Annotated in this window: 15 protein-coding genes; all 15 read left to right on the top strand. The window is 37.8% G+C overall.

The window, feature by feature from the left end; translation table 11 throughout:
• Positions 1-11 precede the first annotated feature (11 nt).
• Positions 12-1,001, top strand: coding sequence for a signal recognition particle-docking protein FtsY (ftsY, locus tag MKY90_RS19570; RefSeq protein WP_002185064.1), 990 nt, complete (start codon positions 12-14; stop codon positions 999-1,001).
• A 132-nt stretch (positions 1,002-1,133) separates the two neighbouring features.
• Positions 1,134-1,466, top strand: coding sequence for a putative DNA-binding protein (locus MKY90_RS19565; RefSeq protein WP_002033794.1), 333 nt, complete (start codon positions 1,134-1,136; stop codon positions 1,464-1,466).
• A 12-nt stretch (positions 1,467-1,478) separates the two neighbouring features.
• A complete protein-coding gene (gene ffh, locus MKY90_RS19560) occupies positions 1,479-2,828 on the top strand; it encodes a signal recognition particle protein (protein WP_002014519.1) in 1,350 nt (449 codons plus the stop codon).
• Positions 2,829-2,928: 100 nt separating this feature from the next.
• The gene (gene rpsP, locus MKY90_RS19555) at positions 2,929-3,201 is read left to right on the top strand and encodes a 30S ribosomal protein S16 (RefSeq protein WP_000268750.1); all 273 of its coding nucleotides are present in this window, start codon (positions 2,929-2,931) and stop codon (positions 3,199-3,201) included.
• Positions 3,202-3,215: 14 nt separating this feature from the next.
• Complete coding sequence (locus tag MKY90_RS19550) at positions 3,216-3,443, top strand: KH domain-containing protein (protein WP_002088196.1); 228 nt, start codon at positions 3,216-3,218, stop codon at positions 3,441-3,443.
• A gap of 121 nt (positions 3,444-3,564) precedes the next feature.
• Positions 3,565-4,080: a ribosome maturation factor RimM gene (rimM, locus tag MKY90_RS19545; RefSeq protein WP_341092379.1), complete on the top strand. Its 516-nt coding sequence runs from the start codon at positions 3,565-3,567 to the stop codon at positions 4,078-4,080.
• Positions 4,080-4,814, top strand: coding sequence for a tRNA (guanosine(37)-N1)-methyltransferase TrmD (trmD, locus tag MKY90_RS19540; RefSeq protein WP_098167435.1), 735 nt, complete (start codon positions 4,080-4,082; stop codon positions 4,812-4,814). Before rimM ends, trmD begins: the two co-directional genes overlap by 1 nt.
• A gap of 146 nt (positions 4,815-4,960) precedes the next feature.
• Positions 4,961-5,305 carry a 50S ribosomal protein L19 gene (rplS, locus tag MKY90_RS19535; protein WP_002014524.1) on the top strand — a complete coding sequence of 115 codons (345 nt, stop codon included), beginning with the start codon at positions 4,961-4,963 and terminating at the stop codon, positions 5,303-5,305.
• Between the two features lie 100 nt (positions 5,306-5,405).
• Positions 5,406-5,957 carry a signal peptidase I gene (lepB, locus tag MKY90_RS19530; protein ID WP_002066791.1) on the top strand — a complete coding sequence of 184 codons (552 nt, stop codon included), beginning with the start codon at positions 5,406-5,408 and terminating at the stop codon, positions 5,955-5,957.
• A gap of 20 nt (positions 5,958-5,977) precedes the next feature.
• A complete protein-coding gene (ylqF, locus tag MKY90_RS19525) occupies positions 5,978-6,868 on the top strand; it encodes a ribosome biogenesis GTPase YlqF (protein ID WP_002014526.1) in 891 nt (296 codons plus the stop codon).
• Between the two features lie 55 nt (positions 6,869-6,923).
• Positions 6,924-7,697: a ribonuclease HII gene (locus tag MKY90_RS19520; RefSeq protein WP_098167436.1), complete on the top strand. Its 774-nt coding sequence runs from the start codon at positions 6,924-6,926 to the stop codon at positions 7,695-7,697.
• A gap of 193 nt (positions 7,698-7,890) precedes the next feature.
• Positions 7,891-9,051 (top strand): ADP-forming succinate--CoA ligase subunit beta, encoded by a 1,161-nt coding sequence (gene sucC, locus MKY90_RS19515; RefSeq protein ID WP_002014529.1) that lies wholly within the window; start codon positions 7,891-7,893, stop codon positions 9,049-9,051.
• 19 nt (positions 9,052-9,070) lie between these two features.
• A complete protein-coding gene (sucD, locus tag MKY90_RS19510) occupies positions 9,071-9,973 on the top strand; it encodes a succinate--CoA ligase subunit alpha (RefSeq protein ID WP_000115186.1) in 903 nt (300 codons plus the stop codon).
• A gap of 88 nt (positions 9,974-10,061) precedes the next feature.
• Positions 10,062-10,931 carry a DNA-processing protein DprA gene (dprA, locus tag MKY90_RS19505; protein ID WP_078184340.1) on the top strand — a complete coding sequence of 290 codons (870 nt, stop codon included), beginning with the start codon at positions 10,062-10,064 and terminating at the stop codon, positions 10,929-10,931.
• A gap of 144 nt (positions 10,932-11,075) precedes the next feature.
• Entirely contained in the window at positions 11,076-13,154 is a 2,079-nt protein-coding gene (gene topA / locus MKY90_RS19500; protein ID WP_002088184.1) for a type I DNA topoisomerase, read from the top strand.
• Positions 13,155-13,157: the final 3 nt, after the last annotated feature.

The following is a 13,157-nucleotide window of genomic DNA, read 5'->3' as shown; positions in this document are numbered from 1 at the left end:
GGATGGGAAGTATGAGCTTTTTAAAAAAATTAAAAGAAAAAATTTCAAAACAAACGGATACGGTAACAGAGAAGTTTAAACAAGGATTAGAAAAAACGAGAAATTCATTTGCTGATAAAGTAAATGAATTAGTGTACCGTTACCGCAAAATAGACGAAGATTTCTTTGAAGAATTAGAAGAAATTTTAATTAGTGCGGATGTCGGAGTTTCGACAGTGATGGAATTAATTGATCAGTTGAAAGAAGAAGTGCAACGTCGTAACATTCAAGATCCGAAAGAAGTACAGGCTGTTATTTCTGAAAAGCTAGTGGGCATTTACAAAGGTGACAGCGATTTTAGTAATGAAGTTAATATACAAGAGGATCAATTAACAGTAGTTTTATTTGTTGGTGTGAATGGTGTGGGGAAAACGACGACGATTGGTAAGCTCGCGCATAAATTTAAATCAGAAGGTAAGTCTGTCCTATTGGCGGCAGGAGATACATTCCGTGCTGGGGCGATTGAGCAATTAGAAGTATGGGGCGATCGTGTTGGTGTAGAAGTAATTAAACAAGGGTCAGGATCTGATCCAGCGGCTGTTATGTATGATGCTGTACAAGCGGCAAAGGCCCGTAAAGTGGATGTATTGCTATGTGATACAGCGGGACGCTTACAAAATAAAGTAAACTTAATGAATGAGTTAGAGAAAGTGAAGCGTGTAATTGAGCGTGAAGTACCAGGGGCTCCTCATGAAGTATTACTTGTTATTGATGCAACAACAGGGCAAAATGGTTTAAGCCAAGCGAAAACATTCCGTGAAGCAACGAATGTTACTGGTATTGTTTTAACGAAGTTAGATGGAACTGCTAAAGGTGGTATCGTCTTAGCGATTCGTAACGAAATGGATGTTCCGGTGAAATTTGTTGGGCTAGGAGAGCAAATGGATGATCTGCAACAGTTTGATCCAGAACAATATGTTTATGGTTTGTTTGCGAACGTAGTAGAAACAGAAGAAGTGTAAGTGAAAGAAGCGGTATTTCCGCTTCTTTTTTTATAAAAATATGTGATGTTAAGAAAAAAACTTGACACTCTTTTATACTCCATGTAAACTAAGTCATGTAAAGGGAAATCACTTAACAAAGGATGATCCAACATGCTCGAGAAAACAACGAGAATGAACTATTTATTTGATTTTTATCAATCGTTGTTAACGCAAAAACAAAGAAGTTATATGTCGCTTTATTATCTAGATGATTTATCTCTTGGTGAAATTGCGGAAGAATTTGATGTAAGTCGCCAAGCCGTGTATGATAACATTAAACGGACTGAAGCGATGCTTGAAGAATATGAAGATAAATTAGTATTACTTCAAAAGTTTCAAGAGCGACAGCGACTTGTTGCAAAGCTAAAACAGCTACTCAGCGAAGAAGAGCATGTGAATGAAGAAATGAAACAAGTTGTTGAAGCTATCGAAAAATTAGATTAGGAGGGCGGCAATATGGCATTTGAAGGATTAGCCGACCGACTTCAACAGACAATGCAAAAAATCCGCGGCAAAGGAAAAGTTTCTGAAGCCGATGTAAAAGAAATGATGAGAGAAGTTCGTCTAGCTCTTTTAGAAGCGGATGTTAACTTTAAAGTAGTAAAAGATTTTATAAAGCGTGTGTCTGAGCGTGCTGTCGGACAAGATGTAATGAAAAGTTTGACACCTGGACAACAAGTAATTAAAATCGTACAGGAAGAACTTACAGAACTTATGGGCGGAGAGCAAAGCAAAATTGCTGTTGCTAATAAGCCACCTACTGTTATAATGATGGTTGGTCTGCAAGGTGCGGGTAAAACAACGACGACAGGTAAGCTTGCAAATTTGCTTCGTAAAAAGCATAATCGTAAACCGATGCTTGTTGCAGCGGATATTTACCGTCCAGCAGCGATTAAACAGCTTGAAACATTAGGGAAGCAATTGGACATGCCTGTTTTCTCCTTAGGAGATCAAGTAAGTCCGGTTGAAATTGCGAAACAAGCGATTGCGAAAGCAAAAGAAGATCATCACGATTACGTTTTAATCGATACAGCGGGTCGCCTGCATATTGATGAAGAACTAATGGGGGAATTAGCAAAAGTCAAAGAAGTTGCGAAACCGGATGAAATTTTCCTTGTTGTCGATGCGATGACAGGACAAGACGCGGTAAATGTAGCACAAAGTTTCCATGAACAGTTAGGATTAACAGGTGTTGTATTAACGAAATTAGATGGTGATACGCGCGGTGGTGCGGCATTATCTATTAAGGCTGTAACAAATACACCAATTAAATTCGCTGGTATGGGTGAAAAACTAGATGCAATTGAAGCGTTCCATCCAGAACGTATGGCATCCCGTATTTTAGGGATGGGCGACGTCTTAACATTAATTGAAAAAGCGCAAGCTACAGTTGATGAAGAGAAAGCAAAAGAACTTGAGCAAAAAATGCGTACGCTTTCGTTTACGCTTGACGATTTCCTAGAACAACTTGGACAAGTGCGTCAACTTGGACCGCTTGACGAATTGTTAGGAATGCTTCCTGGTGCAAATAAAATTAAAGGGCTGAAAAATGCACAAGTTGATGAAAAACAAATTGGGCATATTGAGGCAATTATTCGTTCTATGACTAAAGTAGAACGAGAACAACCGGAAATAATCAATGCTAGTCGTAAAAAGCGCATTGCCAAAGGTAGCGGTACAACGGTACAAGAAATCAATCGTCTAATCAAGCAATTTGATGATATGAAAAAAATGATGAAGACGATGACGGGAATGCAAAAAGGTAAGAAAAAAGGACTAGGTGGATTGAAGTTTCCATTCATGTAAGGAAAAAAGATGGCTCTGTTAAGAAAAAATACTTTACAAAGCAATAGTCTTTTTGCTAATATAATTATCTGTGTGAAATAAATTCGGAGGTGCTTTATAAATGGCAGTTAAAATTCGTTTAAAACGTATGGGAGCTAAAAAAACTCCTTTCTATCGTGTAGTTGTTGCAGATTCTCGTTCTCCTCGTGACGGACGTTTCATTGAGGAAATCGGTACTTACAATCCGGTTGCTCAACCAGCGGAAGTTAAGATCAACGAAGAAGCAGCATTAAAATGGTTAGGAAATGGTGCTAAACCATCTGATACAGTTCGTAACCTTTTCTCTAACCAAGGTATCATGGAGAAATTCCACTTATCTAAACAAGGTAAGTAATTGAGGCAATGACAATGAAGATGTTAGTCGAGACAATTGTTAAACCTCTTGTGGATCATCCTGGAGATGTAAAAGTTACACAGGAACTTTGCAACGGAGAAATAAAGTATCGATTAACTGTACATCCTGAGGATGTTGGAAAAGTCATTGGAAAGCAAGGGAAAGTTGCGAAAGCGATTAGAATGCTCTTGTATTCAGTGGGACATCATAATGATGAGAACGTCACACTGGAAATTCAATAAACGTAAAAAGGGCGAGGAGTTATTTCCTCTCCCTTTTTTAACATTTAAAGAGAAATTGCATGGTCCATATATAAAATGGAAATGCTTAATTTATATAGAAACCAGGGGTGACATACTAATTATGACAAAATGGTTTAATGTAGGGAAAATTGTAAATACTCATGGCGTAAAAGGAGAAATTCGTGTTATTTCTCGTACTGATTTTCCAGAAGAGCGATATAAAGTAGGGAACACGTTATACATATGGGATGAGAAAGGTGCAGACTACCTTACAGTGAAGGTGACTTCTCATCGTCAACATAAGACATTTGATTTATTAACACTTGAAGGATACAACAATGTAGATGAAGTAGAGAAGTTAAAAGGTTCTTTAATAAAAGTACCAGAAAAGCAGTTAGGCGAACTAGCTGAAGGTGAATACTACTACCATGAAATTATTGGTTGCAACGTTGTAACGGAAGAAGGCGAAGCGTTAGGGACAATCAAAGAGATTCTATCTCCTGGTGCGAATGACGTTTGGGTGATTAAACGTCCAAAGGGTCAAGATTTGTTAATTCCTTATATTGATGACGTTGTACTTCAAGTTAACATTGAAAATAAATTAGTAACCATTCATGTAATGGAAGGGCTACTATAATGAAAATTGACATTTTAACATTGTTTCCAGATATGTTTACGGGTGTATTTGGTTCTTCAATTTTAAAGAAAGCACAAGAAAAAGAAGCGGTAGAGCTTCGTGTTGTCAATTTTCGTGAGTATACAACTAGTAAGCATAATAGTGTAGATGATTATCCGTATGGTGGGGGCGCTGGTATGGTATTAACCCCACAGCCTATCTTTGACGCAGTAGAAGAGTTAACGAAGGAAACAGACTGTAAGCCGAGAATCGTCTTAATGTGTCCACAAGGAGAGCGTTTCACGCAGAAGAAGGCAGAAGAGCTTGCTGGAGAAGAGCATGTTATTTTTGTATGTGGCCATTATGAAGGATACGATGAACGAATTCGTGAGCATCTTGTAACAGATGAGATTTCTATTGGGGATTACGTATTAACGGGTGGAGAATTGGCTTCTATGGTAGTCACTGACAGTGTTGTACGTCTTTTGCCAGGAGTGCTTGGGAATCAAACGTCACAAGTGGAAGACTCTTTTAGCACAGGTTTGTTAGAACACCCACATTATACACGTCCTGCTGATTTTCGTGGTATGAAGGTACCGGATGTACTAATGTCAGGAAATCATAAAAACATTGATGAATGGCGCCATAAAGAGTCACTACGTCGTACATACACACGTAGACCGGATTTACTGGAAGAACGAGAATTATCTAAGCAAGAAGAGAAATGGCTGGAACAGATTAAAGAAGACCGATAAGGGCTTGATATATTTTCTATTGCAACAGTCCTAGCAATATGCTATTATAACATTTGTGCTGCTGAAATCAGTAGCCGTATTAACGATGTTCCGCTGTAATTTAATAAGACTTTATAAGAGCATCTGTTTAAAGGAGAGAATTTAATATGCAACAATTAATCACAGAAATCACAAAAGGCCAATTGAAAACTGACCTTCCTTCATTCCGTCCTGGAGACACTTTACGTGTACACGTAAAAGTAGTTGAGGGAACTCGTGAAAGAATTCAGCTTTTCGAAGGTGTTGTAATTAAACGTCGTGGTGGCGGAATCAGTGAAACATTCACAGTTCGTAAGATTTCTTACGGTGTAGGTGTTGAGCGTACATTCCCAGTTCACACGCCAAGAATCGCGAACATCGAAGTACTTCGCCGTGGTAAAGTACGTCGTGCTAAGTTATACTACTTACGTAACCTTCGCGGTAAAAAAGCACGTATTAAAGAAATTCGATAAGACATGTATGGGAGCTTGTAAATACACAAGCTCCCTTTTTCCAATCTATATGAAATTTTGGTATAATACGAGCAGCTTACATAACAGTGGAGGGGAAAGCATGAAGAAAGAGAAGAGCTCACTTTGGGAATGGATCAAAGCAATTTTGATTGCTGTTGTATTAGCGGGCGTAATTAGACAGTTTTTCTTTGCCCCAATTCTCGTAGACGGTGTATCGATGTCGCCGACTTTACATGACCGTGATCGAATGATTGTTAATAAAATTGGCTATCACATAGGTGATCCGAAACGCTTTGATATTATTGTATTCCGAGCGACGGAAGAAAAAGATTATATTAAGCGTATTATTGGCCTGCCAGGCGACGAAATCGAATACCGTAATGATAAACTATATGTTAACGGGAAACCTTATGAGGAGCCGTATTTAGATAAGCAGAAAAAACAACTTGCTGACGGACCGCTTACATATGATTTTACTCTTGAAGAAATGACAGGAAAGAAAACTGTTCCAGAAGGTCAATTATTTGTTTTAGGCGATAATCGTCGTTTTAGTAAAGATAGCCGTTCGATTGGTACAATTTCAATGGACCAAGTGATTGGTAAAGCAAATATGCTATATTGGCCGTTAAAAGATGCGCGTATTGTGAAATAAAAGAAAAAGAAGGTGGCAACATGGTAATTCAATGGTTCCCAGGACATATGGCAAAGGCTAGACGCCAAGTAACAGAAAAATTAAAGTTAATTGATGTTGTAATTGAGCTTGTAGATGCTCGATTACCTTTATCTTCTCGTAATCCAATGATTGATGAAATTATTACACATAAACCAAGGCTTGTTGTTTTAAATAAAGCGGATATGGCGGATGATCGTCTTACAAAGCAGTGGATTGCATATTTTGATGAAAGAGGTCAAAAGGCAATTTCAATTAATGCGCAAGCTGGACAAGGTATGAAAGAAATTGCAGCAGCTTGTAAAGTTCTTGTCAAAGAAAAATTCGATAAAATGGTTGCTAAAGGCATTAGACCAAGAGCAATTCGTGCTTTAATTGTAGGTATTCCAAACGTTGGTAAATCTACACTAATTAATAAATTAGCGAAGAAGAATATAGCAAAAACAGGAGATCGTCCTGGTGTGACAACGGCCCAGCAGTGGATTAAAGTTGGGAAAGAAATGGAATTATTAGATACACCAGGTATTTTGTGGCCTAAATTTGAAGATGAATTAGTTGGTCTTCGTTTAGCGACGACTGGTGCAATTAAAGATTCTATATTAAATCTACAGGATGTAGCTATTTATGCGTTACGTTTTATGGAAAAACATTATCCGGAACGTTTAAAAGAGCGATATAATTTAAATGACATTCCAGAAGAAATTGTGGAGTTATTTGATGCAATTGGAAAAAATAGAGGTTGCTTAATGGGCGGCGGAATGATTGATTATGATAAAACATCTGAGCTTATACTTCGTGAGCTTCGTGGTGGAAGATTAGGAAAAATGACATTTGAAACACCAGAAGAGTTTGCAGAGCAGGTAGAAGATGCGGAAAAAGTAGAAGAAGTATAAGACGTGCGTTTGTACGTCTTTTCTTTTTGGTTACGTTTAAAAGGAGTGTAAATAGATGCAAAAAATGACTATTCATGAAGCGGAATGTTTGCTGCAAGAAATTATGAATGAAGAAGACGAGCGTTTTCAAATGTTAGTGAAAGATGAGCGAAAAGGTGTTCAAAAACTAATTTTGAAGTGGTATAAACAAAAAGAGTTAGCGCAAAAAGAAAGAGAAAAATTTCTAGAAATGTCAAAGTACGAAAATGAGTTACGTGAAAAAGGGCTCACATACATTGCTGGTATTGATGAAGTGGGTCGTGGGCCGTTAGCAGGACCGGTTGTGACGGCGGCAGTCGTCCTTCCGGAAGATTTTTATATTCCAGGATTAAATGACTCGAAAAAATTAAGTGAAGCGAAACGTGAGCGTTTTTATGATGAAATTAAAGATCATGCAATTGCGATTGGAGTTGGAATTATATCACCACAAGTTATTGATGAAATAAATATTTATCAAGCGACGAAGCAAGCGATGTTAGATGCCGTTGCTAATTTATCATGTACACCAGAATATTTATTAATCGATGCGATGAAGCTTCCTACATCAATTCCGCAAACATCAATCATTAAAGGTGATGCGAAAAGTGTCTCTATTTCAGCTGCATCTATTATTGCGAAAGTGACGAGAGATCGCATGATGAAAGAGTTAGGAGGAAAGTATCCTGCATATGGATTCGAACAACATATGGGATATGGGACGAAACAGCATTTAGAAGCGATTGAAGAACATGGAGTATTAGAAGAACATCGAAAATCATTCGCGCCAATTAAAGATATGATTCAAAAATAAGCTGTATATTCACAGCTTATTTTTTATTTTGGTATATAAACATTATTATTTTCGAAAAAGAATAAAGCGATTTCAGTTTTCTGACACTTTATTGTAGACAGCGTGCCAATCATCTTATACAATGGCAATGTAATGTTTTTTAAACATTAAAAAACTTTTCGAGTAAAACAGGAAAACAGGGGAGGATGGGACCATGAATATCCATGAGTACCAAGGTAAGGCAGTCCTTAGAAGCTATGGGGTTAGCGTTCCGAACGGGAAGGTTGCATTTACAGTAGAAGAAGCTGTAGAAGCAGCGAAAGAATTAGGAACGGAAGTATGTGTAGTTAAAGCGCAAATTCACGCTGGTGGACGCGGCAAAGCTGGCGGTGTAAAAGTTGCGAAAAATTTAGAAGAAGTTCGTACATATGCAGAAAGCATTTTAGGAACTACACTTGTGACGCATCAAACAGGTCCTGAAGGTAAGGAAGTAAAACGCTTACTTATCGAAGAAGGTTGCGATATTAAAAAAGAATATTATGTAGGTCTTGTATTAGATCGTGCAACTTCTCAAGTTGTTTTAATGGCATCTGAAGAAGGTGGAACAGAAATTGAAGAAGTAGCAGAAAAAACGCCTGAAAAAATCTTTAAAGAATATATTGATCCAGCAGTAGGTTTACAAGGTTTCCAAGCGCGTAGAATCGCGTTTAACATCAATATTCCAAAAGAACTTGTAGGGCAAGCTGTGAAGTTTATGATGGGCTTATACAGTGCGTTTATCGAAAAAGATTGCTCTATCGCTGAGATTAATCCACTTGTTACAACAGGTGACGGTAAAGTTATGGCGTTAGATGCAAAATTAAACTTTGATTCTAATGCGTTATATCGCAATAAAGACATTTTAGAACTTCGTGATCTTGAAGAAGAAGATTCAAAAGAAATTGAAGCTTCTAAATATGATTTAAACTACATTCCTTTAGATGGAAATATCGGTTGTATGGTTAATGGTGCAGGTTTAGCAATGGCTACAATGGATATCATTAAACATTACCATGGTGACCCGGCTAACTTCTTAGATGTTGGTGGCGGCGCAACAGCTGAAAAAGTTACAGAAGCATTCAAAATTATCCTTTCTGACAAAAATGTAAAGGGTATCTTCGTTAACATTTTTGGTGGCATTATGAAGTGTGATGTTATCGCAGAAGGTGTTATTGAAGCGACGAAGCAGGTAGGTCTTGAGTTGCCTTTAGTTGTACGTCTTGAAGGTACAAACGTAGAGCTAGGAAAGAAAATTTTAAATGAGTCTGGTTTAAATATTGTTGCAGCAGAATCTATGGCAGACGGTGCACAAAAAATTGTTTCACTAGTGGGCTAATAGAAAGCGGGGGAGAAAAATGAGCGTATTAGTTAATAAAGATACAAAAGTTATTGTTCAAGGTATTACAGGTTCTCAAGGGTTATTCCATACAAAGCAAATGATTGAATACGGTACGAAAATTGTAGGTGGTGTAACACCAGGTAAAGGTGGCACTGATATTGAAGGCGTACCAGTATTTGATACAGTAGAAGATGCTGTGAAAGCAACAGGCGCAAACGCTTCAGTTGTATACGTTCCACCCGCTTTTGCGGCTGATGCAATTATGGAAGCTGTTGATGCAAAGATTGATTTAGTAGTATGTATTACTGAAGGAATCCCTGTATTAGATATGGTAAATGTAAAGAGATATATGGCGGGTAAACATACACGTTTACTTGGACCAAACTGCCCTGGTGTCATTACACCTGACGAATGTAAAATTGGTATTATGCCAGGATATATTCACAAAAAAGGTCATGTTGGTATCGTATCTCGCTCTGGTACATTAACGTATGAAGCTGTACATCAGTTAACGCAAGAAGGTATTGGCCAATCTACTGCTGTAGGTATCGGGGGAGACCCTGTTAACGGTACGGACTTTATTGATGCGTTAAAAGCATTTAATGAAGATGAAGAAACGCATGCTGTAATTATGATTGGTGAAATCGGCGGTACGGCAGAAGAAGAAGCAGCAGAATGGGTACAAGCTAATATGACAAAACCAGTTGTAGGCTTCATTGGTGGTCAAACAGCGCCTGAAGGCAAACGTATGGGTCATGCTGGGGCGATCATTTCTGGCGGCAAAGGAACTGCTGCTGAAAAGATTAAAACAATGGAAGCTTGTGGTATTAAAGTAGCGGAAACACCAGCTGTTATGGGTGAAACATTAATCTCTGTTTTAAAAGAAAAGGGATTATTTGAGACTTGTAAAAACTACTAATCTTTTTGAAAGACACCTTCTTATTAGAGGGTGTCTTTTTACACGTTTTTTGTTTACATAATAAAAATTATGGGTAAGGAGAATTGGGATGAAAAGAGAACGTTTATTGCACCTTCATTACATGTTGGCGGATCATTGGAAGGCGATGGAGAGACTACTATATGTTGATCCAGAACTGAAGGGAATATACACTTTTAGTCCGAAACAATTTGAATATTACGCTGGAATATCCTCGGAAAAATCTTTAGAACTAGTAAATTTTCTTCAAATTTCAAATCTCCAACAATATGTATCCCAGTTAGAAAAAAAGAGAATATTTTATATAACAATATGGGATAAGGACTATCCACAATTACTGCGAGAAATACAAGATCCCCCTTTTGTTTTATACGGAAAAGGAGAAAGAGATTTTCTAAATAAAGTAAATAAATTAGCGATTGTTGGAACGAGAGAACCGTCTTTATATGGAAAGGAGAGTATGAAGTTTATTTTACAACCTTTACTTGAAAAAGAATGGCTTATTGTTAGTGGGTTTGCAAGAGGGATAGATACAATTGCTCATGAAGTTACAGTAAGGCAGCATTGCCCGACCATTGCAATATTAGGACATGGATTATCTTATATGTATCCAAAGGAGAATAGAGATTTATATGACACGTGGAAAGATTATATATTGTTATTGACAGAGTATCCGCCCCATTATGTGCCGAAAAAATGGTATTTCCCAAAAAGAAATCGAATTATTAGCGGTATAAGTAAAGGTGTTTTAGTTGTAGAAGCAAAAACGAGAAGTGGATCCCTTATTACTGCAGACCTTGCGCTAGAACAAAATAGAGAGGTGTTTGCGCTTCCTGGACCTATATTTATAGAGAGTGCAGCGGGAACGAATCATCTAATTCAACAAGGCGCAAAGCTAGTAAGAAATGCGGAGGATATCCTTGAAGAAATTTTAAATTAACCATATATTTTTATGTTTTTATTAAACAATTATTGACAAATGGTAGATTGTCGCTGTATGGTATATTCATTCTTGATTGACAAAAACAAGAGAAATCAATAAGATTGATGAAGACTTGAATCCACCTCTTAAGGAGGCACTAGCATGTCAGATTACCTCGTAATCGTGGAGTCGCCTTCTAAGGCGAAGACCATTGAAAAATATTTAGGGAAAAAATACAAAGTCGTCGCGTCCATGGGACATGTCCGCGATTTACCTAAAAGCCAAATGGGGATAGAAGTAAAGAATAACTTCACCCCGAAGTATATTACCATTCGTGGTAAGGGTCCCGTTTTAAAAGATTTAAAATCAGCGGCAAAAAAAGCAAAGAAAGTCTATCTCGCGGCCGATCCGGATCGTGAAGGAGAAGCAATTGCTTGGCATTTAGCAAATACGTTAAATGTGGACGTTGAATCAGATTGCCGAGTTGTATTTAATGAGATTACAAAAGATGCAATAAAAGAATCATTTAAATATCCTCGTGCAATTAATATGGATTTAGTAGATGCACAACAGGCAAGGCGTATACTCGATCGTCTTGTTGGTTACAATATTAGTCCTTTATTATGGAAGAAAGTAAAAAAAGGATTAAGTGCAGGACGCGTACAATCTGTAGCAGTTCGTTTAATCATCGAACGTGAAAAAGAAATTCAAAGTTTTGAACCTGAAGAATTCTGGACAATTAAAACAGAATTTGTGAAAGGGAAAGACACATTTGAAGCAAGCTTTTACGGTGTAGATGGTGAAAAAGTTCAATTAACGAACGAAGCACAAGTGAACGAAATAATCGAAAAGATGAAAGACAATGCGTTTTCGGTTGAAAATGTAACGCGAAAAGAGCGAAAGCGTAACCCTGCATTACCGTTTACAACATCTTCCTTGCAACAAGAGGCAGCGCGTAAGTTAAATATGCGAGCAAAGAAAACAATGATGCTTGCACAGCAGCTGTATGAAGGGATAGATCTTGGAAAACAAGGGACTGTAGGTCTTATTACGTATATGAGAACTGATTCAACACGTATCTCAGAAACAGCTCAAACAGAGGCTCGTGATTACATTACTGAGGCGTTTGGTGCGGAATACATAGGAACAGAGAAGAGGAAAGAAACGAAAAAGTCGAAAGCACAAGATGCGCATGAGGCGATTCGTCCTACTTCGGTAATGAGAAAGCCAGAGGAACTAAAAAGTTTCTTAAGTCGTGATCAACTCCGTTTGTATAAACTGATTTGGGAGCGATTTGTTGCAAGTCAAATGGCATCTGCTATAATGGATACTGTTACAGCGAAACTCATTAATAACAATGTTCAGTTCCGTGCAAGTGGATCAGTTGTAAAGTTCCCAGGATTTATGAAAGTGTACGTAGAGTCGAAAGATGATGGTGCGGAAGAAAAGGATAAGATGTTGCCACCGTTAGAAGTAGGTGAAACTGTATTTTCAAAAGATATAGAACCAAAGCAACATTACACACAGCCTCCGCCGCGTTACACAGAGGCTCGTCTAGTAAGAACACTTGAAGAGCTTGGAATTGGGAGACCGTCTACTTATGTACCGACACTTGAAACAATCCAAAAACGAGGATACGTTGCTTTAGATAATAAACGCTTCGTTCCGACTGAGCTTGGTGGAATAGTAATCGAACTTATTTTAGAGTTTTTCCCGGAAATTATTAACATTGAATTTACTGCCAATATGGAGCAAAGCCTTGATGAAGTAGAAGAAGGAAATGCAAATTGGGTGAAAATTGTTGATGATTTCTACGTAGGATTTGAACCGCGCTTAGAAAAAGCGGAAAAAGAAATGCGTGAAGTGGAAATTAAAGATGAACCAGCTGGGGAAGACTGTGAATTATGTAGTCACCCGATGGTCTTTAAAATGGGTAAATATGGGAAATTTATGGCTTGTTCAAATTTCCCGGAATGTCGTAATACAAAACCGATTGTAAAAGAAATCGGTGTTACTTGTCCGAAGTGTGATAAAGGGCAAATTATTGAACGCCGTAGTAATAAAAAGAAACGCCTTTTCTACGGATGCGGTACGTATCCAGAATGTGACTTTGTATCTTGGGATAAGCCGATTGGTCGTAAATGTCCGAAGTGTGAAGGTATGCTCGTAGAGAAAAAGTTAAAAAAAGGCGTGCAAGTACAATGTATTTCGTGTGATTATGAAGAAGAACAACAAATGTGAGCG

The organism is Bacillus sp. FSL P2-0099, from assembly GCF_038007445.1.
GTDB classification, from domain to species: Bacteria; Bacillota; Bacilli; order Bacillales; family Bacillaceae_G; genus Bacillus_A; species Bacillus_A mycoides.
The sequence above is the reverse complement of the archived record's forward strand: the minus strand, read 5'-3'. Positions and strand labels throughout refer to the sequence as shown.